Origin of the sequence: Castellaniella sp. GW247-6E4, assembly GCF_040276065.1 — a bacterium.
GTDB lineage: Bacteria > Pseudomonadota > Gammaproteobacteria > Burkholderiales > Burkholderiaceae_B > Castellaniella.
Genome location: NZ_JBELOI010000011.1, coordinates 105,375 through 129,785, shown reverse-complemented (window position 1 = coordinate 129,785; position 24,411 = coordinate 105,375). Strand labels below are relative to the sequence as shown.

Sequence of the window (24,411 nt, the reverse complement as noted above, 5' to 3'; positions counted from 1 at the left end):
CCGGACTAGGTGGTCACGATGCCGGAATCGGTGGTCACGATGCCGGAATCGGTGGTCACGATCGACCGGAATACCCAGTAAACCATTTTGATGAAAATATCCCCAAGCTGATCACATCAGCCCGGCTCTTTAACAAAAAATAATCGATACATACTGCGCCCTGCCCGATTACGCGGCATGCGATTGCGCAGCAACCTGTAAGGCATCGGGGTTGAAGTAAAACCGATGAAATCCGCTTCGTGCCGTCGGCCCCTCGCGTGGGGTATCAACGACAGCGTGCGGCGGGGACTTCCCCCTTTGCGGGAAGCGCCTGGTTCGCCACAACGGCGTCCAACATCGAGGATGGCGACGTAATCCAAGAACAGAATCCCTGACCTGCTGGCATGCCGGCAGGTCACTTCCGTATTCGGGCACATCATGTTGAATATGCCCGCAGAAAGAGGTAATCGCATGAACGAACCAAGCCGGTCGGAAACCGACCTTTTCCCCCACCCTGCCCCCGCCGCCAACATCGTTGCCATCACCCGCAAGGAACTGCTCAGCAAGGTTCCGCTGTCTGATCGCACCATCTTCGATATGGAAAAGCGCGGCGAATTCCCGCAGCGCTTCTGCCTGTCCAACCGCGTCGTCGCCTGGGACCTGGCCGAGGTCAACGCCTGGCTGGAATCCCGCAAAAGCACGCGCAACCACCAGATGGACGCGGCCTTGTCGGCACCCCTGCATCGCACGGGCACCTAGTCCAGCCAGGCCGTGCAAGATCCGGCCGGTGCGCCTATGCACCCGCCGGATTCTGCGTCCAGCCATCGATCATATTGGCCCAGTCTTGCAGCATCTCGCGCCGCCCTTCGGCGTATTCGGCTTTGTTGTAGACACTGCGCACACCGCGCTGTTCGTGGGCCAGGCATTTTTCGATCCAGTCAGAGTTATACCCGGCTTCGTTCAGCAGCGTGCTGGCCGTGCGCCGGAAATCATGGGGCGAAAACTGCGGCAGGTCCTGGCCGTCGGCCTGTGCCGATGTCCACACCAGCTTGGTCACCTGGTTCAAGGTGGCCTTGCTCATGCACACATCGGGGTCATAGCGGCCTGGCAGCACCCAGCGAGACCCGCCCGCGCAGACTTTCATGGCCATCAGGATGTCCAGCGCCTGGCTGCTTAGATACACGTTGTGCGGATTGCGCCGCTTCATGCGCTCCGCCGGGATGGTCCACAGAGCATCTGTAAAGTTGATTTCATCCCAGGTGGCCTCGATCAGCTCGGATTTGCGCACCATCGTCAGCAGCAACAGTTTCACCGCCAGGCGGATCACCGGCGTGGTCGCCACCCGATTCAGATACTGGTACAGCAGCCGGATTTCATCCGGCCCCAGGGACCTTTCCCGCGCCTTGAACCGCGCGATGGATGACGGCGGTACGCCATCGGCCGGGTTGCTGCCTTTGTAGCCCCTGGCCGACGCCCAACGAAACACCAGCATGACGATTTCCCGCGCCAGCACGGCCGTCGCGGGCGCACCCCGCTGCAGGATGGCGTCCGCGCGGCTGCGCACGTCTTCTTCGGTGATCTCGTGCAGCAGCCGATTGGCAAAGTACGGCTTCAGGTCGCGCTCGTACAAAGACCTACGCATGTCGCGGGTCGATTCAGCCATATCGTGGCCCCGCAGCCAGTCCTGCGCCCAGGCCCCAAACCGCTTTTCACCCCGCAGCTTGTCTTTGCTGCGGGCCTTTTCCTGGGCAGGCGATACGCCAGCCGCAATTTTCTGCTTGGCCTCGCGCAGCAGGTTCCGGGCCTCGGCCAGGGTGACACCACCCACGCCATAGCGGCCGAATGTCAGCGTCTCGCTGCGGCCGTTCAGCCGGTAGTTGTAGCGAAAGGAGATCGCGCCCGTCACGCTCACCGCCACATACAGCCCGTCGCGATCCGCCACCTTGTACTGTTTATCACGCGGCTTCAGGTTACGGAGCATGGTATCGGTCAGCATGCCTTTCCTCTTTTGAATCAATGACTTGATGGAAGCATGGATAGCCTTGGATGGTATTGAAGCACAGCGCCAATACCATCTTTTAATTTTGCCATTGATTCATAAAAAAATGATTGAAATCAGATAGATAGTTGGTTCCAATACCATCCGAACATCAATCATCAATGAATGGTACCGGGTGCCGCGCCATCATAACGCAGCGTCGATACCCTCAAAAATACCATCCGAAAAACATGCTTGGGCCTGCTAGCATTTGCCAGCCAAAACTGGACAAAAATATGGAGAGCCGCTAAAACAGGGGCTCTCCATCGTTCTGATGCCAGTTACTGCATCAACCTGCCAGACATCAAATCACTCCCACTCAATCGTCGCGGGCGGCTTGCTCGATACGTCATACGTCACCCGATTGATCCCGCGCACCTCGTTGATGATGCGCGAGGACACCTTCTTGAGCAGCGCATAGGGCAATTCCGCCCAATCGGCCGTCATGAAGTCCGTGGTCTGCACGGCACGCAGGGCAACCACGTAGTCATAGGTACGGCCATCACCCATCACACCGACGGATTTCACCGGCAGGAAGACGGCAAAGGCCTGGGAGGTCAGCTCGTACCAGCTCTTGCCGCTGTTGGGCTCGATGGTGGCGCGCAGCTCTTGGATGAAAATGTCGTCGGCGCGGCGCAGCAGATCCGCGTACTCCTGCTTGACCTCGCCGAGGATGCGCACGCCCAGGCCCGGGCCGGGGAAAGGATGGCGGTACACCATGGCGGGAGGCAGGCCCAGGGCGATGCCGAGCTTGCGCACCTCATCCTTGAACAGCTCACGCAATGGTTCGAGCAGTTTGAGGTTGAGGGTCTCGGGCAGGCCGCCCACATTATGGTGGGATTTGATGGCGACGGCCTTGCCGGTCTTGCTCGCGGCCGACTCGATGACATCAGGGTAGATGGTGCCCTGCGCCAGCCAGCGGGCGTTCTTGAGTTTGCCGGCCTCGGCCTGGAAGACCCCGACGAATTCGCGGCCGATGATCTTGCGCTTGGCCTCGGGATCGGATACACCGACGAGTTCGCTCATGAACTGGGCGCCGGCGTCGATATGCACGACCTTGATGCCCAGGTGGCTGGCCATGGTGTCCATGACTTGCCGGGCCTCGTTCAGGCGCAGCAGGCCGTGGTCGACGAACACACAAGTGAGTTGATTGCCGATGGCCTGGTGGATCAAGGCCGCCGCCACCGAGGAGTCGACGCCGCCGGACAGACCCAAAATGACGTCGTCGTCACCCACCTGCCGACGGATGCGCTCGATGGCCTCGGCCACGTAATCGGGCATATTCCAGTCGTGCCCGCAGCCGCAGATTTCCGTCACAAAGCGCTCGAGCATGGCCTGGCCCTGCACGGTATGCGTGACCTCGGGATGGAACTGCACCGCGTAGAATCCACGCGCCTCGTCGGCCATGCCGGCGATCGCGCAGGATGGCGTCGAGGCCATGAGCTTGAAGCCGGGCGGCAAGGCGGTGACGCGATCGCCGTGGCTCATCCAGACCTTGAGCATGCCGTGGCCCTCGGCTGTGCGGAAATCCTCGATCCCGTCGAGCAGGCGCGTATGTCCATGGGCGCGGACTTCGGCGTAGCCGAATTCCCGGTGATCGGAAAACTCGACTTGGCCACCGAGCTGCACAGCCATCGACTGCATGCCGTAGCAGATGCCCAGCACCGGCACGCCGGCCGCGAAGACGGCAGCCGGCACCTTCAGCGATTCATCGGCGTAGGCCGAGGCGTGGCTGCCCGACAGGATGATGCCTTTGAGGCCCTGCTGGGCGCCGATGAACGCATCGTCGACGTCTCCGGGATGGATCTCGCAATAAACACCGGCCTCGCGCACGCGGCGGGCTATTAATTGGGTGACTTGGGAGCCGTAGTCGAGAATGAGGATGCGCTGGTGCATGGTGGATGTGGGGAAGGAAGATTCAAGGCGTTAATGTAACCCATGGCGCCCCTGATCGCGCTGGCGCAATGTCTTTCGGGCCGTTACATTAGAGGCCGAAGGAGACCGCTGCATGATCTTGAAATCCATCCGGCTACCCCTGCCGCTGGCGGGGCTGCTGGCCCTCGCGGTTGCCATGGGAATCGGTCGCTTCGCCTTCACGCCGGTGCTGCCGATGATGCAGGCCCACCTGGGTATTTCGCTTGCCGAGGGCGGCTGGCTCGCCGGCGCCAATTACCTGGGCTATCTGGTGGGTGCGCTGATGGCTGCCAGGTTGCTATGGCCGGCCGATGCGTTGCTGCGCCGCGGGCTCTGGCTGGTGGTGCTGATGACGGCCGCGATGGGCATGACGGGGCACTGGGCCGCCTGGCTATTGTGGCGCTTCCTGGCAGGGGTGGCCAGCGCCTGGGTCATCATCGGGACGGCGGCGCTGTGCATTGCGCGCCTGAACGCCGCCGGGCGCACCGAACAAGGCGGTGTGGTGTTTGCCGGCGTCGGCTGCGGCATCGCTTTCGCGGGCGTGGCCTGCATGGCGCTGACCCTGGTCCAGGCTCCGCCCTCGCAGGCCTGGCTCCTGCTGGCGCTGGCGGCGCTCTGCGGCCTGGTGGGGGCTTCGGCGCTTTGGGCGGACTCGCCGGCGGCGTCCGCCGCGGCATCGCCAGCATCGGGTGAAATCCACGAGGCGGCGGCTGGCGGCAATCCGGAGCCTGCAACAAAAGGGGAACGCCTGCCCGGGCTGCACTGGGGCCTGATCTGGTGCTACGGCGTTTTTGGCTTCGGCTACATCCTGCCGGCCACGTTTCTGCCCGCGCAGGCACGCATGCTGGTCCCCGATCCCCTGCTGTTCAGCCTGGCGTGGCCGGTCTTCGGCTTGGCATCGGCGGTCTCCACGCTGATTGCGAGCCGCTTGCTGCGACGCTATACACGCTGCGAGATCTGGGCCGCGGCGCAGATCGTGATGGCCATCGGCGTGCTGATGCCCGTGTGGATTCATAACCTGGCAGCCATCCTGGTGGCGGCCGTCTGCGTGGGCAGTGCATTCATGGTGATCACCATGGTGGGCCTGCAGGAGGCGCAAGCAAGGGTGGCGCCCTCGCGCGCCAAGACCCAGATGGCCGCCATGACCGCGTCCTTTGCCTTGGGCCAGCTCGTGGGGCCGCTGTTTTTCAGTTTCACGGACCTGTTGTTCAGCGCGGGCCTGGGCCTGGCCCTGGTTCTCGGAGCGATTGGCCTCGTGGTCGGTGCCATACCGATCCTGCGTCTGCAGGATGAACGGCGGATCACATGACGTCGCCTCCCTTCGTCCGGCTTCACGACGTGATGGCGAGCGCGCCCGCGCGGGGGTCCGGCTTGAGGAGCCGGCCGCGCGAGCCTCAGTCGGCTCGGTAGTTGGGGGCCTCTTTGGTGATCTGCACGTCGTGGACATGCGATTCGCGCACGCCCGCGGCGGTGATCTCAACGAACTCGGCCTTGGCGTGCAGATCGCTGATGGTGGCGCAGCCGCAATAGCCCATCGAGGCGCGGATGCCGCCCACCAACTGGTAGATGATGGCGATCACGCTGCCCTTGTAGGGTACGCGCGCCTCGATGCCTTCGGGCACGAGCTTGTCGACGTTATTGCTGGGGTCCTGGAAATAGCGATCGGCCGAGCCGTCTGCCATGGCGCCCAGGCTACCCATGCCACGATAGGATTTGTAGGACCGCCCCTGGAACAGGACGACCTCGCCGGGCGCTTCTTCGGTGCCCGCGAACATGCCGCCCATCATGCAGGTGGAGGCGCCGGCGGCCAGGGCCTTGGCCACATCGCCGGAATAGCGGATGCCGCCGTCGGCGATCAGAGGCACACCGGAACCCTCGAGGGCCTTGGCCACGTCGGCGATGGCGGTGATCTGCGGCACGCCGACACCGGCGACGACGCGCGTGGTGCAGATGGAGCCGGGGCCGATACCGACCTTGACGCTGTCGGCGCCCGCCTCGACCAGGGCCAGCGCGGCCGCGGCGGTCGCGATATTGCCGCCGATGACCTGGATGTTGGGGTAGTGCTTTTTGACCCAGCGCACGCGCTCGATCACGCCGGCGGAGTGGCCGTGCGCAGTATCGACCACGATGACGTCGACGCCCGCGCCTGCCAGTTTTTCGACGCGCTCGTCGGTGCCCTCGCCCACCCCGACCGCGGCGCCCACACGCAACTGGCCCTGACCGTCCTTGCTGGCGAGTGGGTGCTCGGTATTCTTGACGATGTCCTTGACCGTGGCGAGGCCGCGCAACTGGAATTTTTCGTTGACGATCAGCACGCGCTCGAGGCGATGGCGGTGCATCAGGGCCTGGGCTTCCTCGAGGGTGGCGCCCTCACGCAGGGTGACGAGGCGCTCTTGCGGAGTCATGACCTCGCGCAGGGACACGTCCAGGCGATCCTCGAAGCGCAGGTCCCGATTGGTGACGATGCCGACGAGTTTGCCGCCCTCGACCACCGGCAGGCCCGAGATGCCGTGCTGGCGCTGCAACGCGATGGCGTCGCGCACCTTCATGGTGGGCGTGACGGTGACCGGATCGATGACAATGCCGAACTCGTGGCGCTTGACCCGCGCCACCTCGCGCGCCTGGGCGTCCGCATCCAGGTTCTTGTGAACGATCCCGATCCCGCCCTCCTGGGCCATGGCGATGGCCAAGCCGGACTCGGTGACCGTGTCCATAGCGGCGGATACGAGGGGAATGTTGAGCTGGATGCCGCGAGTGAGGCTGGTGACCAGGCGCGTGTCGCGCGGCAGCACCTGGGAATATGCCGGAACCAGCAATACATCGTCGAAGGTCAGGGCTTTCTTGATCAGACGCATGAACGAACTCCGCACAAAGATCGATTATAGCGTCTCGGTAAAGGGTTTTCCCGTTCCTCCCCGCAGCCGACCTGGACGGAGGCTCCCTCGCGGCTTGCAAGCCGCTCCGACAAACCAGCTCTCCACCTCGCGGCTTGCAAGCCGCTCGGATTCGATAGGCACAGCACAGTCCATTGGGACTGTGCTGTGTCCTATCTCATCCAAACGCGTGCGTTGCGGAACATGCGCATCCACGGCGTATAACCGCCATGCGGCGTCTCGTCGCCACCGGCGTCGGCCGCGCCCCAGCGCTCGGGGCGCCACGACATCGCGGCGTTGCGCGTGACGCGCTCGGGATGTGGCATCAGAATGGTAAAGCGCCCGTCGGCGGTGGTGACGCCAGCGAGGCCCGCCGGGCTGCCGTTCGGGTTGGCCGGATAGCGCTCGGTGCGCGCACCGCGATTGTCCACGTAGGCCAGGGCCTCGGCCACGCGCGAGGCATCGCCCTGCTGGCTGAAGTTCGCGTAGCCTTCGCCGTGGGCGACGGCGATGGGTATGCGCGCGCCCGCCATGCCGGCCAGGAAGATCGAGGGCGAATCCAGCACCTCGACCAATGACAAGCGCGACTCGTATTTTTCAGAGACATTGCGGGTGAAGCGCGGCCAATGGCCGGCGCCCGGAATCATGCCGGCAAGCGCGGCCATCATCTGGCAGCCGTTGCATACCCCTAGGGCGAAGGTGTCCGAACGCCCGAAGAACGCCGCAAACTGCGCCGCCAACGCCTCGTTGTAGCGGATGGTGCGCGCCCAGCCCTCGCCCGCGCCCAGGACATCGCCATAGCTGAAACCGCCCACCGCCACCAGGCCCTGCGTATCGCGCAAATCGGCGCGTCCGGACAACAGATCGGTCATGTGCACGTCCATCGCCTCGAAGCCGGCGACATCAAAGGCCCAGGCCATCTCGACCTGGCTGTTGCAGCCTTGCTCGCGCAGGATGGCGACGCGCGGCCGCGCGCCGGTGGCGATGAACGGCGCGGCGATGTCCTCTTGGGGATCGAAGCCCACTGCCGCGGAAAGCCCGGGATCCGCGACATCCAGCCAGGTCTCGTACTCGGCCTGAGCACACTCGGGATGGTCGCGGCGCGCCATGATGCGCCGCGTGGTTTCGCTCCAGATCTGTCCGAGCGCCGCGATCGGATGCTGGTAGATGCACGACCCGTCGCGATAGACCTGCAATTCGGCCTTGCCGTTGAGCATGCCGACGACGTGGCTGCACGGCGACAGGCCGGCTTGCCGCAGACTGTGCAGGACCTCGTCGCGCCGGTCGCGCCGCACCTGCAGCAATAAGCCGGCTTCCTCGTTGAAAAGAGCGCGCAATGTGCGTTCGTGTCGCTGCACGGCCACCTGCTCGCCGCGAATCTTGTAGTCGCCCGCGTCGGCCGCGTGGGGATCGATGGTGAGCATGTCGAGGTTCAGGGACACGCCCGTGCGCCCTGCAAAGGCCATTTCGGCCGCAGCCGCCAGCAGGCCGCCATCCGAGCGGTCGTGGCAGGCCAGGATCAGGCCGCGCGACGCCAGGGCGCGCACGGCCAGGAAGGCAGCGCGCAGAATCCCGGCATCACGCATGTCGGGTGCCTCGTCGCCGATCCGGCCATATGCATGGCCGAAGACCGAGCCGCCCAGACGCTGGCGCCCCTCGCCCAGATCGATCAGCAGCAGCACGGTGTCGCCTTGGTCGGTGCGCAACTGCGGCGTCAGTGTCGCGCGCACATCGCTCACCGGAGCGAACGCCGTCACCACCAGCGAGACTGGCGAAACCACGGCGTGCTCGCCCTGTTCGTTGCGCCAGGCGGTGCGCATGGACAGGGAATCCTTGCCCACGGGGATCGACAGGCCCAGGGTCTGGCACCAATCGCTGACGGCGGCAACCGTATCGTATAAGGCCGAATCCTGACCCGGCGCGCCACAGGCGGCCATCCAGTTGGCGGAGAGCTTGATGTCCTCGAGGCGCGCCACGTCGGCCGACACCAGATTGGTCAACGCCTCGGTGACCGCCATCCGGCCCGAGGCCGCGGGATCCAGTATCGCGATCGGGCTGCGCTCGCCCATGGCCATGGCCTCGCCGCGCAGTTGCTCGTAATCAGCCAAGGTCACCGCGCAATCGGCCACCGGCACCTGCCAGGGGCCCACCATCTGGTCGCGCGCGGACAAGCCGCCCACGCTGCGGTCGCCGATGGTGACGAGAAAGGATTTGTTGGCCACCGTGGGGTGGCGCAATACGCGCTCGATCGCCTCGCCGAGGTCGACGCCCGTCAAGTCCAGGGGCTCCCCCTGGAAGGCCAGGCGTTCGGCCTGACGCACCATGCGCGGCGGCTTTCCCAGAATGGCGTCCACCGGCACGTCCACCGGCCGCATGCCCGCGGGCGCCGGTCGTGGTTCATCCAGGCCGGGCAGGCCCTCGCCGTGGGTAACGCGCAGGGTACGCTCCTCGGTGGCCACGCCCACCACCGCATAAGGACAGCGTTCACGCTCGGCAATGCGCCCGAAGCGCTCCAGATCGGCCGGCAGGATGGCCAGCACATAGCGCTCCTGGGACTCGTTGCTCCAGATCTCGGCGGCGGACAGCCCGGACTCCTCGACCGGCACGCGATCGAGCTCGAACACGGCACCGCGCCCCGCATCGTTGACCAATTCTGGAAACGCGTTCGACAGGCCGCCCGCGCCCACGTCGTGGATGGCCAGGACCGGATTGGCCTCGCCCTGCTGCCAGCAGCGGTCGATGACCTCTTGGGCACGGCGCTGCATCTCGGGATTGCCCCGCTGTACCGAATCGAAATCGAGCTCGGCCTGATTGATCCCGGCGCCCATGCTCGATGCGGCGCCGCCGCCCATGCCGATGCGCATGCCGGGCCCGCCCAGCTGCACCAGCAGCGCGCCGGGCGGCAAAGGATCCTTGTGCGTCAGGCGCGCATCGATCTGGCCCAGCCCGCCGGCCAGCATGATGGGTTTGTGATAACCCCAGCGCACGCCATCGACCGCCTGCTCGAAGCTGCGGAAATAGCCGAGCAGATTGGGGCGCCCAAACTCGTTGTTGAACGCCGCGCCGCCAATCGGCCCTTCGATCATGATATCCAGCGGCGTCGCGATCCGATCGGGCGCGCCGCCTGCATCCTCCCAGGGCTCGGGCGCATCGTCGAAGCGCAGGTTGGACACGGTGAATCCGGTCAAACCCGCCTTGGGCTTGGAGCCACGTCCCGTTGCGCCCTCGTCGCGAATCTCGCCGCCCGCGCCCGTGGCCGCCCCCGGGAACGGCGCGATAGCGGTCGGGTGGTTGTGGGTTTCGACCTTCATCAAGGTGTGGACCAGGGCCTCGTGACGCGCGTACACGGGTGCGCCTCCGCCGGCGTGGAACAGCCGGGCCGGGCCACCCGCCATCACGGCGGCGTTGTCCGAATACGCCACGATCGTACCCACGGGCTGCGCCGCATGGGTTTCGCGGATCATGTCGAACAGCGTGCGTTCCTGCGCCTGGCCATCGATCGTCCAGCGCGCGTTGAAGATCTTGTGGCGACAGTGCTCGCTATTGGCCTGCGCGAACATCATGAGTTCGACGTCGCTGGGATCGCGCCCGAGGTCGGTGTAAGCGCGCAGCAGGTAGTCGATCTCGTCGGCGGACAGCGCCAGGCCCAAGGCCGCATTGCAATCCTCGAGCGCCTTGCGCCCGCGCGCCAGCACCGGGATGGCCTGGACCGGCTTGCCCGGCAAGGGCGCAAACAGCGCCTCGCCGTCGAAGCCGCCCTCGACCACCGCCTCGGTCATGCGATCGTGCAGACAGCCCGCGATGGCTTCGCGCTGGGCCGCATCGAATTCGCGCCGGCCCAGCAGGCCGCGCTCGGGCAGCAGCGCGTAATGGATGCCGCGCTCGATGCGCCGCACGGCCGCCAGGCCGCAGTGATGGGCAATATCGGTGGCCTTGCTCGCCCAGGGCGATACGGTGCCGGGCCGCGGCACCACCATGAGCTCGAGGGCCTGCCGCTCGGCGGGCACCGCATCGCGCGGCAAGCCGTCGTCCAGCAGGGCTTCGAGCCGCTCGCGATCCCGCGGATCCAGCTCGCCACCCATCCCGACATAATAGCGGTAGCGGGCCTCGACCGAGGCGACGGGCAGGCCCTTGGCTGAAAGCGCCTGCATCAGGCGTGCGCGCCGAAAGGTCGACAGGGCTGAGGAACCGGAAATGATGAGGACGCGGGTCACGGGCTGGATACGGAAAGTAAGAAGTTAAGCCCTCTATTTTACCCGGGATACCCTTGCGGCAGTGACGGCCCCTAGTCCGGGTAGCGGATGCTCAGGACGTCGAGCTCGTCCAAGCCCGCCGGGGTCCGCAGCGTCACGGTGTCGCCCTCGTGCGCCTTGATCAAGGCACGCGCAACCGGCGACACCCAACTGATGCGCCCGGCCAGAGGCTCGGCCTCGTCCACGCCGACGATGGTGACTTCGAATTCCTCGCCTTGCTTGTCACTGTACAGGACGGTTGCCCCAAAGAACACCCGGTCCTTGTTGGGCTGCAGGGACGGGTCGACCACCTCGGCCCGCTCCAGGCGCCGCGTGAGGAAGCGGATGCGCCGGTCGATTTCGCGCAGGCGCTTTTTACCGTACAGATAGTCGCCATTCTCGGAACGATCGCCGTTGGAGGCCGCCCAGGACACGGTCTGCACCACCTCGGGCCGCTCGGTGTTCATCAGGCGCATGAGCTCGTCGTGCAAGGCGCGGTGCCCCTCAACCGTCATATAGTTTTTTACCCCCTCGGGCAATGCCGGGGCGTCGGGAATGTCGTCGTCGTCCGCATCCTCGGATTCCTTGACGAATGCTTTGTTCATTGCATGCTCCTAAATCCAGTCCCGCCAGACCGGCGTCAGCCGCTCAGGCAAGGCGGGCAAGGTGCCCAGGTCGGCACGCCCGCGAGAGGGGCCGTGAAAATCGGACCCGCGCGACCCCTCGAAACCATAATGCATCGCCACCCGGGCATATTCCTCATACTGGCGCGGCGTATGGGCCCCGGACACCACCTCAATGCCGCATCCGCCCAAGGCCTTGAACTGCTCGAACAAGGCATCGAACTGCAGTGGCGTATAGCGATAGCGCCCCGGATGGGCAATCACCGCCTTGCCGCCGGCCGCCAGGATCCAGCCCACCGCTTCGCCCATCGAGGCCCACCGCACGGGGGCATAAGCAGGCCTGCCCTCGCCCAGGTAGCGATCGAAGGCGTGCTGGATGCTGCGCGCCCTGCCCTGTTCATGCAGATAGCGGGCGAAATGGGCCCGGCTCACCAGATCGGGATTGTGGGCGAGCGCCAGCGCGCCTTCGTAGCATTCACCCAGTCCACATTCTCGCAGGCGGTCGGCGATCTCGCGGGCGCGGGCAAAGCGGCTGCGGCGCACCGCCGCCAGCCCTCGGACCAGGTCCGGATGCGAGGCGTCGATGTTCAGGCCGAGCACATGCACGGTTGCACCGCAGAATGTGACCGACACCTCGACGCCCGGTATGAAGCGCATGCCGAGCCGCGAGGCCGATTCGGCGGCCTGCACCAGGCCCGAGAGCGCATCGTGATCGCTCAGGGCCCACATGTCCACGCCATTCTCGCGGGCGCGCGCAGCCACCTCGGCGGGTGCGAGCAGGCCGTCGGACTGGTTGGAATGGCTGTGCAGGTCGATATTGATGATGCGTCCTCGCCCGCCTTCCCCGTCGCGCCGGGAAGGCGGAAAATCCCTCAGGCCAGCAGGAAGTCCCGCACGGCGGCGACCTGGTCTGGCGCGCGCAGCGTGGGCGCATGCCCCACGCCCTCGAACTCGACCAGGCGCGCGCGCGGGTTGCGCTCGAGCATCGCGCGGGCCACCTCGCGCGGCAACAAGTCGGATTGGGCACCGCGCAGGATGAGCGCCTCGGCGGGCAGGTGATCCCAGGCGCCCCATAGCAGCTGCTCGGCGGCCTGCAGCGCGGTCGGCGCCTGCGGCGCGAAAGCCTGGGCGATCCTCAGGTCGTAGTGCTTGACCCAATGATCACCCTGCCGATTGACGACGTAGCGGGTTAAGTCCTCCCACCCGGCCTGGTCATGAGGACCGAATCCGGCCGATACGCTGCGCACGTAGTCCACCGCCTGCTCAAAGCTGTCGAAGCGGCCTTCCTGTCCGACATATTCGCCGATCCGCGCCAACCCGTCGGCGCTCAGCGCCGGGCCGATGTCGTTCATCACCACGCGTCCGAGAGGCACGTCGGGCGCGGGGCCCGGGCCCAGGTCGCCCCGATCCGGGCGCATGGCCGCCGATAGCGCCACCGTACCCGCCAGCCCCAGGCCGATCAGGCCGCCCATCGAGGTCCCGATCCAGTCCAGCCGCGCCGGCCGCAGGCGCGCTATCAGCGTCAGCATATCGGCGGCATATTGCGGGATTGCATAATACGCCGGATCGATCAGCCAGTCGGAGCGGCCACGCCCCACGACATCGGGGCACACCACGCGGTAGTGCGGCGCCAGGGCTCGGGCCAGCACGTCGAAATCCCGCCCGGAGCGTGTCAGGCCGTGCACACACAACAGCACGCGATCGTTGGCGGGATTGCCCCACTGCCAATAGGCCATGCGGTGCGTCCCCGCGGGGCTCACGCAGGTGACGGTGTCGAGGCGGGGTTCGGCGGTGGCCGCGGACGCGTTCATGGGATTCCTCATCGTGTGGCAACCCCTTGATTGTAGTGGCCCAGGGGCCGGGGCGGCCGACGGACGATTCGTGCGCGGTTTGCCCGGTTCGCGCCGGCCAAGCCGCGCGCTAAATGTGCAGGGGGCGCCCCAGCGCCCGCAGCGCTGCCTCCTGAACCGCCTCGCCCAGGGTGGGATGGGCATGGATGGTCCCGGCCACATCCTCGAGGCGCGCGCCCATTTCAAGGGACTGCGAAAACGCCGCCGACAGCTCGGACACCGCCCGCCCGACTGCCTGCCAACCGAGGATCAGGTGATTGTCGCGGCGGGCCACGACTCGCACGAACCCATCGCTGGACTCCAGCGTCATCGCCCGCCCATTGGCCGCGAAAGGGAAACTGGCCTGAATCGCGTCCACGCCGGCTGCGGTGGCCTGCTCCGGCGACAGGCCGGCGGTGACGATTTCGGGATCCGTGAAGCACACGGCCGCGATGGCGGCCGGCTCGAAGTGCCGCGTGTGCCCCGCGACCAGTTCGGCCACCATTTCGCCTTGCGCCATGGCGCGGTGCGCCAGCATGGGCTCGCCGGTCAGGTCGCCGATGGCCCAGACATTGCGCATCGAGCTGCGGCACTGCGAATCGACGCGCACGGCCGCCCCGTCCATATCGAGCATCAAGGCGCTGAGCCCAAAGCCCCGGCTGCGCGGACGGCGCCCCACCGCCACCAGCACACGGTCGGCGGCCAAGGTGCGCTCCTGGCCGTCCTGGCCCTGGACGCGCACACCCTCGCCGTCCTCGGACAAGCCGAGCAACTGCGTGGAAACGTGGGTCCGCACGCCCAAGGTCTTGAGCGCGGCGGCCACCGGCTTGGAAAGTTCGGCATCGTAGGCCGGGAGAATCCGGTCCCGGGCCTCGATGACATCCACCTCGACGCCAAGCTTGCGATAGACCGTTCCCAATTCCAGGCCGATATAGCCCGCGCCGACCACTGCGAGGCGTTTGGGCAGGGCCTCCGGGGACAGGGCCTCGGTCGAGGACAGCACGCGGCCGCCGAACGGCATGAAGGGCAGGGCCACCGGCTCGGACCCCGTGGCGAGCAGCAAGTGCTCGCAGCGGATGCGCTGGCTGTCGGCCCGTGCGCCTTTGGCCGCCCTCATCTCGACATCGACGGTCTTGCCATCGACGATGCGCGCCCAGCCCTGTACAACCATGACCTTGTGTTTCTTGAGCAGAGCGCCGACCCCCGTGGTCAAGCGCTTGACGATGCCGTCCTTCCAGGCGATGCCCCGCGCCAGATCGAGCGTCGGCGCCGACGTCTGGATGCCCAGGGGCGAATCGCCACCCGCCAGCGCCTGCGCCTCATGGAAGCGCTCGGCCAGATGGATCAGGGCCTTGGAGGGGATGCAGCCGATGTTCAGGCAGGTGCCGCCCAGGGCCTCGCCCTCGACCAGGATGGTCGGGATGCCGAGTTGGCCGGCGCGCAGCGCGGCCACGTAGCCGCCCGGGCCGCCGCCGATGATGAGCAGGGTGGTGTTGGTTTGTGTCTGCATGCTTACTCCACGAACAGCAGGGCCGGGCATTCCAGATAGCGCCGGATGCACTGGATGAACTCGGCGGCATGCATGCCGTCGACCACGCGGTGATCGAAGGACGAAGACAGGTTCATGAGCTTGCGCGCCGTCACGCGCCCCTCGACGAACACCGGCCGCTCGACCACGCGGTTGACGCCCACAATGGCGACCTCGGGATAATTGATCACCGGTGTGGAGACGATCCCGCCCAGGGCCCCCAGGCTGGTCAGCGTGATGGTCGAGCCCGTGAGCTCGTCGCGTGCGGCCTTGCCGCTGCGCGCGGCCTCGGCCAGGCGCGCCACCTCGGCCGCAAAGGACCATAGATCCAGGGTCTCGGCATGGCGCAGGACCGGGACCATCAGGCCCGAGGGTGTTTGTGCCGCCACGCCCAGGTGCACGGCGCCATACTGTGTGACCATCCCCGCCTCATCGTCATAGCGCGCGTTGATCTGTGGATACTCGCGCAGGGCCAGGACCATGGCCCGCGCGAGAAATGGCAACAGGGTGAGCTTGCCGCGCTCGGCGGCGCGCTGTTGGTTGAGCGTCTGGCGCAACGCCTCGAGCTCGGTCACGTCGATTTCCTCGACATACGTGAAATGCGGGATGCGGCGCTTGGATTCCTGCATCTTTTGCGCGATCTTGCGCCGCAGGCCGATCACCGGGACCCGGGTCTCTTCGTTGTGCGACTCGTAGAGCATCGCGGTCGTGCGGCTCGAAGTGTCGTTGCGGTCGCGCGCCAGCCATGCGTCCAAGTCGCCATGCGTGATGCGGCCCGCCGGGCCGCTGCCGGGGACATATTGCAGGGTGACGCCCAGGTCCCAGGCGCGCCGGCGCACCGCCGGCGAGGCCAGGGGTTTTTGCCCCGCGGGGCGCGCGGGCGCCCGCAGGGCGGGGCTCGCCCCGCGCACTGCCGGCGCCACGGCAACCACAGGGGCGGTATCCGACACGGAGGCACCCGCCCGCACGCCTGCCTTGGGCGCCGCGCGCGCATTGCCCTCGCCCTCGACCTCGAGGCGGATGAGTTCGGCGCCCACCGCCATGACGTCGCCGACCCGGCCGCCAAGGGCGACCACGGTGCCATGCACCGAGGACGGCACCTCGACGGTGGCCTTGTCGGTCATGACGTCGGCCAGCACCTGGTCCTCGACCACCGGATCGCCAACCTTGACGTGCCATTCGACCAACTCGACTTCGGCGATCCCCTCACCGATGTCCGGCATCTTGATCACGAAAATACCCATCATGCCTCCCGCACGGCGCGCTTGAACGCCTCGGCCACCCGCTTGGGCCCCGGAAAATAAGCCCATTCATGCGAATGCGGATACGGCGTGTCCCAACCCGTGATGCGCTCGATCGGCGCCTCGAGGTGGTAGAAGCAGTGTTCCTGCACCAGGGCGACCAACTCGGCGCCAAAACCGCTGGTGCGCGTGGCCTCGTGCAACACGACACAGCGCCCGGTCTTGCGCACCGACGCCAGAATGGCCTCCAAATCCAAGGGCCAGATGCTGCGCAGGTCGATGATCTCGGCGTCGATGCCAGCCTCGCGGGCCGCCACCTCGGCGACGTAGACCATGGTGCCGTAGGTGATGACGGTGAGCTCCTTGCCCTCGCGGTAGAGCGAGGCGCTGTCCAGCGGCACCGTGTAATAGCCCTCGGGCACCTCGCCCAGGGGATGCTTGGACCAGGGCACGACGGGTTGGTCGTGGTGGCCGTCAAAGGGGCCGTTGTACAGGCGCTTGGGTTCGAGAAAGATGACCGGATCGTCGTTTTCGATCGAGCTGATCAGCAGTCCCTTGGCATCGTAGGGATTGGACGGCATGACCGTGCGCAATCCGGCAACGTGGGTGAATAGGGCTTCCGGACTCTGGCTGTGTGTCTGCCCGCCGAAGATTCCGCCCCCGCAAGGCATGCGGATGGTCAGGGGCGCCGTATAGCCGCCGGCCGAGCGGTAGCGCAGTCGCGCCGCTTCGGAAAAAATCTGATCGGTGGCGGGATAGAAATAGTCGGCGAACTGGATTTCGACCACCGGGCGCAGGCCATAGGCGCCCATGCCAATGGCCGCGCCGACGATCCCGCTTTCGGAAATCGGCGCATCGAACACGCGCGAGGTGCCGTACTTGGCCTGCAAGCCCTCGGTGCAGCGAAACACGCCGCCGAAGTATCCGACGTCCTGGCCAAAAATCACGATATTCTCGTCGCGCTCGAGCATGATGTCCATGGCCGAGCGCAGAGCCTGAATCATCGTCATCGGCCGTGTCTTGAGTTTGGTCTTTTCCACCATGTCAGACCCCCAGTTCCTGGCGCTGGCGGCGCAGGTGCGCCGGCATGTCCTTGTAGACCTCCTCGAACATGGTCGCCACACTGGACGTCCGGCCGCTGGCGAGCGTTCCGTGGGATTCGGCCTCCTTCTGGGCGGCGATCACCTCGGCCTCGAAGGCCTTCTGGGCGGCCTGGTGTTCTTGTTCCGACCAGAGGCCGCGCCGGATCAGATGCTGCTTGAGGCGGATGATGGGATCCCCCAGGGGAAAACGCGCCCAATCGTCGGCGGGCCGGTATTTCGAAGGATCGTCCGAGGTCGAGTGCGGGCCGGCGCGGTAGCTGACCCACTCGATCAGCGTGGCGCCGTGGTTGTTGCGCGCGCGGTCGGCCGCCCACTTCGAGACCGCGTACACGGCCAGAAAGTCGTTGCCGTCCACCCGCAGCGACGCCAGGCCCGTGCCGATCCCGCGGGCCGCCAGGGTGATGCCCTCGCCGCCAGCGACGCCCTGGAAGGTCGAGATCGCCCACTGGTTGTTGATGACGTTCAAGATCACCGGAGCCCGGTACACGTGCGCGAAGGTCAGCGCGGTCTGGTAGTCGGATTCGGCCGTGGCGCCGTCGCCGATCCAGGCCGACGAGATCCGGGTATCGCCCTTGATGGCCGAGGCCATGGCCCAGCCCACCGCCTGAGGGAACTGCGTGCCCAGGTTGCCCGACAAGGTGAAGAACCCCATGTCCGGCACGGAATACAGCACCGGCAACTGGCGCCCCTTGAGGGGGTCTTTGTCGTTGGAGAAGATCTGGCACATCATCTCGACGAGCGAATAATCGCGCGCGATCAGCAGACCCTGCTGGCGATAGGACGGGAAATGCATGTCGCCGTCGCGCATGGCCAACACTTGGCCGATGCAGATGGCCTCCTCGCCCAGGCTTTGCATATAGAAGGACGTCTTTTTCTGGCGCTGGGCGATCAGCATGCGGGCATCGAAGATGCGCGTCTTGATCATGGACAGCAGGCCCTTGCGCAAGACATCGTCTGGAATGTCGGCGGCCCAGGGCCCGACAGCCTCGTCGTGCTCGTCAAGCACGCGGATCAGACCGACCGCCAGATCACGGGTGTCGTAGGGGGAAACGTCGATGGGGGGCTTGTGCGCGGTGCCGGCCGGCTGCAGGCGCAGGTACGAGAAGTCGGTCGCGTGACCGGGACGGCCCGAGGGCTCGGGCACATGGAATGCTAGCGGTTTCTGTTTCATGGTCGTAAAAATCTTTTGGATTTTTCACAGTTCCCAACGGGAATCCAGGGTCGTCTTGTGGACGGCAGCCGCATCATCGCCGATCTCGCGTCGACGCGCAAGATGGCGAAATCACTAGTGTGCGGATCGTCAAGCCGCACACTATTGCAGCCGCCCTCCGTGCCAGTACCGCCGCGACGACTCCAATACGCTATACAACGATAGTCCCCCGGCACGCGATCGGGCAAGGACCGCGCCATCGCGGTCGGTGCGCCAGAGGCGCGCGCCCGCCCGCATCCAGCGCGCCACCACCGGAGGCGCAGGATGGCCGTGGCGATTCCAGGCGCCAGCCTGCACGATGACGTGGGCGGCGCCCAGACGATCGACCCAGGCCTGCGAGGACGAGGTGGCCGAGCCGTGGTGCGCGGCCACCACCACGTCCGCCGGCCCCAGGCCGCGCGCCAGCATGGCCGCCTCGGAACGGGCCTCGACATCCCCCGTCAGCAGCAGCGTGTGATGGGCGCCGCGCACCCGCAGCACGCAACTGGATGCATTGGCGCCAGGGTCGCGCCGCCCGCGCCGCGCCTGGTCCAAGGGCCAGAGAAACTCGAAGGACACCCCGTCCACCCGCCAACTCGCGCCGTACCGGCAGGGCACGCTGGCCAGGGGCATGGGCGGCCGCTGCGCGCCGAGCTTGCGCGCCTCGCGCGCCAGCCACGGCTCGAGGGGAAACGAGCTGTAGGACTGCGCCACCGGCAGCCCCTCCAGCAGGCTGCGCACCCCGCCCGCATGGTCCACGTCGCCGTGCGAGACGACCAGCACGTCGAGCCTGCGCACCCCCTGGGCCCGCAGAAAAGGCAGCAGCGTGCGCGCGCCCTCGTCCGCGCGGGCGCTGCGCCGCGGCCCCGCATCGAACACCAGCGTGCGACGCGCCGTATGCAGCACCAGCGCGCTGCCCTGCCCGACATCCAGGGCATACAGTTCCCATTCGCCCTCCGCGGGCCGCGACGGCACCCAGAACAGCAAGGGCAGCAGCGCCAGCCATCCCAGCCGGCGATGACGGCCGCCTCGCGGCCACAAGGCCAAAGCCGCACCGGCGCATGCCACCAGGCTCGGGAACACGGGTGCGGCCGCCACCGGCCAATGCGCCGCGGACAGTGATCCCAGCCACTCGGTGGGCCGCATCATGGCCTCCAGCACCCCATGCCCGAGACTGGCAAAGACCTGCGACAGTCCGGCCCCGCCCGGCGCCACGGCGCAGGCCGCCGCCAGCAGGGACAGCGGCGTGATGACCCAGCCGACCAGAGGGATCGCATAGGCATTGGCCAAGGGCGATACCACCGAAACCTCATGAAACAGCCAGGCCAGCGGTGGCATCAGGGCCAGGGTCACCGCCATCTGGGCGCGCACCGCCAGGGACAGCATCCGGCCGGCGCGAGCGGCCGGGCCGGGCCTTGATTCACCGACGGCTCCCCGCGGCGCGGCGGTGCCGGGGCGCGGATCGAGGCCGCGCGGGCGCGGCGCGTCGGCATCGACGCGGGCGCCCACCGCGAGCAGTACGGCGACTGCGCCGAAGGACAGCCAAAACCCGCTCGCGAGCACCGCCCAGGGATCGAGGACCAGCACCGCCACCGCCGCCAATGCCAGAATGCGGGATCCGCCCAGGCGGATGCGCAGGACACGACTGGCGGCGGCCACCGCCAGCATCATGAACGTGCGCCGGGCCGGCACCCCCCAACCGGCCAGCAGGCAATACAGCCACGCCACCGCCAGCGCCGCCCAGGCCGCTGCGATCTGCGCCGGCACATACTCGGCCAACGCCTTGCCGCGCCACCGGATGCGCCGCCACGCGGCGTACGCCGCCAGGCCCCCGAAGGCCGCGATCATCGTAATATGCGAACCGCTGATGGAAACGAGATGCGTGATGCCGCTGCGATTGAAGACGCGCCAGTCCTCGTCGGCCACGCCGTCCTGGTCCCCGATCGCCAGGGCGAGCAGCACCGGCCCGTAGCGCATGCCCGCCAGGCGCGGACGCAGTGCCTCACGCACCGCATGCCGCGCGCGCTGGGCAAGGACCTCGAGGCTCGCCCAGGGATCATCGCCCAACAGCCGGGGGGTGCCGCGCACGGTGCCGGTGGCGCGGATTCCCTGCGCAAAGGTGTGGCGCTCGTAATCGAAGGCGTGCGGATTGACAGCGGCACGCACCGGGCGCGTCACGAGCGCCATGCGCCAGATCTGCCCTGGCGCCACCAGCGGAAAAGGCTGCACCGGCTCGGCGGGCGACGCGTACGGCCCGCGCCATCCCGGAGCCCCCCAGGTGACGAGGATGCGCCTCGGGACCCCCTCGGGGCGCGCCGCCAGGACCTCGGCCTCGAACTGTCGCCGGTCCGGGTCCAGGCGTGGCAGTCCGACGACGCGCAGGTCGACCCGGGTCACCCGATTGACGTTCCCGTCGACCAGCACATCGCCCAAGCGGGCTTGCGCCTGCGCGACCGTCCAGGCGAAACCGCCACAAGCCGCCAACCAGATCAGGGCGCCACCCGCTGCGTACCGCGCAAGCCCGCCCGCCGCGCCGCCCAGACGTCCACGCACCCCACTTGCAGCCAGCCACGCGGCGGCCCCCGACAAAGCCGCAAGCGCCGTCCAGCCTGCGCTGGGCAGCTCGTCCAGTCCGTGCACAGCCGCTACCCCCGCAACGAAACCGAGCGCGGTCAACCGGCCAATCATGTGCCCTCCCCGCGCGCCCGTGCGCCCCGGCGCCCCGCGGGAACGCAAACGCGGGAACGCAAAGAGACTCAGCGTAGCGTCCCAGGCGCGCGCCCGGCTGCTGGTTGGGACGCTCCGAACACTTCGGGAACCCGAGCTCCCCCCTCTGCACCATGGCAAGCACCTCGCCGACGCGCTGCTCGATCTCACGGCCCGGCACCCGGCGCATGCGCAAGGGGTAGGCCACGTTCTCGAAGACGTTCAGATGCGGGAACAAGGCATAGCGCTGGATCAGACGGCCGTCAACCGCGGCAGCACCCGACAGGCGTTCCGGTGGCAGGCGGCCACCGTGTCTTCGACCGCCTCGCCCCGCAGCCCGGCCAGGACGCGGGCAATACCGGCGACCTCGGCCGGCTCGTTGCGCCGCGCCGATGGCGGATCGTCGGGCGCGCGCCCCAGCCATGCGGGTGGGATGTCGGGCGCATCGGTCTCCAGGACCAGCGCCTCGGCCGGCAACTGCGCGGCCAGGCGGCGAATCTGCAAGGCGCGGGCAAAGGTCATGGCCCCGCCGAACCCCAGCACGAACCCGAGATCGGTGAATTGACCGGCCTGCTGGAAACTGCCGTTGAAGGCATGCGCGATGCCGCCGATCGGTGGGCGGCGGCGCACGTGCTTGAGCACCTCATCCTGCGAGCGGCGCACATGCAGCAGCACGGGCAGGCCATGGCGCTGCGCGAGATCCAGTTGCGCCTGATAGAAATGCGCCTGGCGGGCGCGCGCGGCGGGCTCGCACAGCGCGGGCACGAAAAAATCCAGGCCGATCTCGCCGATCGCCACAAAACGTGGATCGTCCAGCGCCCGCTCGACCTCGAGCGCCAGGGCCTCGAGGTCCTCGTCCTGTGCTCGCGGCACCGCCATCGGGTGTATGCCCAGGGCATAGGCCCCGCCCGGCACGCGATGGGCCAACTCGCGCACCGCCTGGAAATTCCCGCGCGCAACCGCCGGAATGACGATCCCGCCCACACCCGCCGCCTGCGCACGGGCGATCACCCGTTCGCGGTCGGCGTCGAACTCCCGGGCATCCAGATGACAATGCGTATCGATCAGCATGGTTTCCCCCGCAAGGCCCTCGCCGACGGCGATCCCGGTGCGCCGCCCGGCATCGGACCCGCCGGCGAACAGGATACTAGACGTCGGCCAGTCGTCCTTTGTCCATCGACAAGCGGCGGTGCGCCAAGGCGGCCAAGGCCGGATCGTGGGTGACGATGATGAAAGCGGTGCCCAAGGTGCGATTGATGTCCCGCAGCAGCGTGAACATCGAACCGGCGGTGTCGCGGTCCAGATTGCCGGTGGGCTCATCGGCAAGCACGCAGGCCGGACGGGCGACCAGGGCGCGCGCCAGGGCAACGCGCTGGCGCTCGCCGCCCGACAGTTGGCCGGGGAAATGGGCGATCCGCGCGGCAAGGCCGACCTGCTCGAGCATCGCGCGCGCCTGCTCCCGCGCACGGGCGCGGGGTTCGCGCCGTACGATCAGGGGCATGGCGACATTGTCCAGCGCGGAGAACTCCGGCAGCAGGTGATGGAACTGATAGACGAATCCCAGATAGCGGTTGCGCATGCGGCTGCGCGCGCGCTCGGACAGGCCGGCGGTGTCGTGCCCCTCGATCACAACCTGCCCGGCATCGGGCAGATCCAGCAGGCCCAGCACGTGCAACAGCGTGCTCTTGCCCGAGCCCGAGGCGCCGACAATGGCCACCATCTCGTGGCGATCCACATGCAGGCTCACACCGCGCAGCACCTCGACCCGCCCGGCCCCCTCGTCATAGGTCCGGACCAGGTCCCTGGCCACCAGCACCGGGGCACTCGAGGCATCCGCGCGTACCGGATCGGACATCGCATCAGTCATGGCGCAGCACCTGGGCGGGTTGCAGGCGCGATGCGCGCCAGCTCGGGTACAAGGTGGCCAATAAGGACAGCACCAGGGAGGTCGCGCCGACGGCGATGATGTCGCTCGTCTGCGGGTTGGAGGGCAGTTCGCTGATGAAATAGATTTGTTGCGGCAGGAACTGCACGCCAAACAACCGTTCGATGAAAGGCACGATGACGTCGATGTTGTAGGCCGTCAAAGTGCCCAGCAGCACGCCGGCCACGGTGCCCGCCACGCCGATCAGCGCGCCCTGCACCAGAAAAATCCGGGCGATCTCGCGCGGCGTGGCCCCCAGCGTGCGCAGGATGGCAATGTCCGAGCGTTTGTCCTTGACGGCCATGACCAGCGAGGACAGCAGATTGAAGGCCGCCACCGCCACGATCAGAGCGAGGATCAGGAACATCATCCGCTTTTCGGTCTTGACGGCCGCAAACCAGGTGCGGTTGTTCTGGGTCCAGTCCTGGGCTCGGGCGCCTGGCGGCAAACTGCCGAGCAGCGCGTGTGCGACCTCGGGGGCACGCTGCATATCGGCGATGCGCAGGCGCACGCCGGCCACACCGCTGTCGCGAAACACCCGGGCCGCATCCTGCACGTCGACAAAGGCGAGCGAGGCGTCGTACTCGTAATAGCCGGTGGAAAAAATCCCCGATACCGTGAAGCGGCGCATGCGCGGCGAGAAGCCGGCCGGCGAGATCGAGCCCTGCGGCGCCAGCACCAGCACCGTGCTACCCACATCCAGGCCCAGGGACTGGGCGAGCTGGTTGCCGATGATGATGTTGAACGTGCCCGGCGCGAGGCTGTCGAGGGTCCCCATGACCATCTGTCCGGCGAGGTCCGAGACGCCCGGCTCCATGGCGGGATCGATTCCGCGGATCTGCACGCCGGACAGGGCTTGCCCGCGGGCGAGCATGCCCTGCGCCGCCACGAAGGGGGCCGCGCCGCGCACCTCGGGATTGGCCTCGGCCCGCCGGGCCAGGTCTTGCCAGTGCTCGAGGACCTGCTGGTGATCGGCGCCGGCGACATACAATTCAATATGCGGCAGGACGGACAGCATGCGGTCGCGGACCTGGGTCTGGAATCCGTTCATGACCGACAGCACGATGATCAGCGCGGCCACGCCCAAGGCAATGCCCGCCATCGAGCTGCTGGCGACAAAGGACACGAAGCGGTCGCCCCGGCGCCCGCCCCGCCCGGCCCTGGACAGCCCGGCGTAACGCGCGCCTATCCACCACTCATATGACATTTTCGTCGGCATACCCGATTGACTC

17 protein-coding genes are annotated in these 24,411 nt (G+C 67.2%); 2 read left to right on the top strand and 15 right to left on the bottom strand.

What is annotated here, in order from left to right:
• Positions 1 to 450 precede the first annotated feature (450 nt).
• Positions 451 to 738 (top strand): helix-turn-helix transcriptional regulator, encoded by a 288-nt coding sequence (locus ABS761_RS14025; RefSeq protein ID WP_346952922.1) that lies wholly within the window; start codon positions 451 to 453, stop codon positions 736 to 738.
• 34 nt (positions 739 to 772) lie between these two features.
• Here ABS761_RS14025 and ABS761_RS14020 read toward each other — a convergent pair whose 3' ends face one another.
• Both ABS761_RS14020 and guaA read right to left on the bottom strand, forming a co-directional pair.
• The gene (locus ABS761_RS14020; RefSeq protein ID WP_350408955.1) at positions 773 to 1,975 is read right to left on the bottom strand and encodes a tyrosine-type recombinase/integrase; all 1,203 of its coding nucleotides are present in this window, start codon (positions 1,973 to 1,975) and stop codon (positions 773 to 775) included.
• 351 nt (positions 1,976 to 2,326) lie between these two features.
• Complete coding sequence (gene guaA, locus ABS761_RS14015) at positions 2,327 to 3,913, bottom strand: glutamine-hydrolyzing GMP synthase (protein WP_350408954.1); 1,587 nt, start codon at positions 3,911 to 3,913, stop codon at positions 2,327 to 2,329.
• Between the two features lie 112 nt (positions 3,914 to 4,025).
• Between guaA and ABS761_RS14010 the strand changes: the two genes are divergently transcribed.
• The gene (locus ABS761_RS14010; RefSeq protein ID WP_350408953.1) at positions 4,026 to 5,240 is read left to right on the top strand and encodes a YbfB/YjiJ family MFS transporter; all 1,215 of its coding nucleotides are present in this window, start codon (positions 4,026 to 4,028) and stop codon (positions 5,238 to 5,240) included.
• 85 nt (positions 5,241 to 5,325) lie between these two features.
• Here the strand turns inward: ABS761_RS14010 and guaB are convergent, their stop codons facing one another.
• The 13 genes from guaB to ABS761_RS13940 all read right to left on the bottom strand — a co-directional run bounded on the left by guaB (position 5,326) and on the right by ABS761_RS13940 (position 24,386).
• Positions 5,326 to 6,786 carry an IMP dehydrogenase gene (gene guaB / locus ABS761_RS14005; RefSeq protein WP_350408952.1) on the bottom strand — a complete coding sequence of 487 codons (1,461 nt, stop codon included), beginning with the start codon at positions 6,784 to 6,786 and terminating at the stop codon, positions 5,326 to 5,328.
• 191 nt (positions 6,787 to 6,977) lie between these two features.
• A complete protein-coding gene (gene purL, locus ABS761_RS14000; RefSeq protein ID WP_350408951.1) occupies positions 6,978 to 11,018 on the bottom strand; it encodes a phosphoribosylformylglycinamidine synthase in 4,041 nt (1,346 codons plus the stop codon).
• 71 nt (positions 11,019 to 11,089) lie between these two features.
• Complete coding sequence (gene greB / locus ABS761_RS13995; protein WP_350408950.1) at positions 11,090 to 11,641, bottom strand: transcription elongation factor GreB; 552 nt, start codon at positions 11,639 to 11,641, stop codon at positions 11,090 to 11,092.
• Between the two features lie 9 nt (positions 11,642 to 11,650).
• Positions 11,651 to 12,484 (bottom strand): PHP domain-containing protein, encoded by an 834-nt coding sequence (locus ABS761_RS13990; protein ID WP_350408961.1) that lies wholly within the window; start codon positions 12,482 to 12,484, stop codon positions 11,651 to 11,653.
• Between the two features lie 47 nt (positions 12,485 to 12,531).
• Positions 12,532 to 13,470 carry an alpha/beta fold hydrolase gene (locus ABS761_RS13985; protein WP_350408949.1) on the bottom strand — a complete coding sequence of 313 codons (939 nt, stop codon included), beginning with the start codon at positions 13,468 to 13,470 and terminating at the stop codon, positions 12,532 to 12,534.
• Between the two features lie 109 nt (positions 13,471 to 13,579).
• Positions 13,580 to 14,998, bottom strand: coding sequence for a dihydrolipoyl dehydrogenase (gene lpdA, locus ABS761_RS13980; protein ID WP_350408948.1), 1,419 nt, complete (start codon positions 14,996 to 14,998; stop codon positions 13,580 to 13,582).
• Between the two features lie 2 nt (positions 14,999 to 15,000).
• Positions 15,001 to 16,260, bottom strand: a complete 1,260-nt coding sequence (locus ABS761_RS13975) for a dihydrolipoamide acetyltransferase family protein (RefSeq protein WP_350408960.1) — start codon at positions 16,258 to 16,260, stop codon at positions 15,001 to 15,003.
• A complete protein-coding gene (locus tag ABS761_RS13970; RefSeq protein WP_350408947.1) occupies positions 16,260 to 17,300 on the bottom strand; it encodes an alpha-ketoacid dehydrogenase subunit beta in 1,041 nt (346 codons plus the stop codon). The genes ABS761_RS13975 and ABS761_RS13970 overlap by 1 nt, the downstream gene beginning before the upstream one ends.
• Position 17,301: 1 nt before the next feature.
• Positions 17,302 to 18,531, bottom strand: coding sequence for a 3-methyl-2-oxobutanoate dehydrogenase (2-methylpropanoyl-transferring) subunit alpha (locus tag ABS761_RS13965; protein WP_350408946.1), 1,230 nt, complete (start codon positions 18,529 to 18,531; stop codon positions 17,302 to 17,304).
• Positions 18,532 to 18,672: 141 nt separating this feature from the next.
• Positions 18,673 to 21,237, bottom strand: coding sequence for a DNA internalization-related competence protein ComEC/Rec2 (locus ABS761_RS13960; protein ID WP_350408945.1), 2,565 nt, complete (start codon positions 21,235 to 21,237; stop codon positions 18,673 to 18,675).
• Between the two features lie 270 nt (positions 21,238 to 21,507).
• A complete protein-coding gene (locus tag ABS761_RS13950; RefSeq protein ID WP_350408944.1) occupies positions 21,508 to 22,326 on the bottom strand; it encodes a TatD family hydrolase in 819 nt (272 codons plus the stop codon).
• Positions 22,327 to 22,402: 76 nt separating this feature from the next.
• Positions 22,403 to 23,122: an ABC transporter ATP-binding protein gene (locus ABS761_RS13945; protein ID WP_502881442.1), complete on the bottom strand. Its 720-nt coding sequence runs from the start codon at positions 23,120 to 23,122 to the stop codon at positions 22,403 to 22,405.
• Positions 23,115 to 24,386 (bottom strand): lipoprotein-releasing ABC transporter permease subunit, encoded by a 1,272-nt coding sequence (locus ABS761_RS13940; RefSeq protein WP_350408943.1) that lies wholly within the window; start codon positions 24,384 to 24,386, stop codon positions 23,115 to 23,117. The genes ABS761_RS13945 and ABS761_RS13940 overlap by 8 nt, the downstream gene beginning before the upstream one ends.
• Between the last annotated feature and the right edge of the window lie 25 nt (positions 24,387 to 24,411).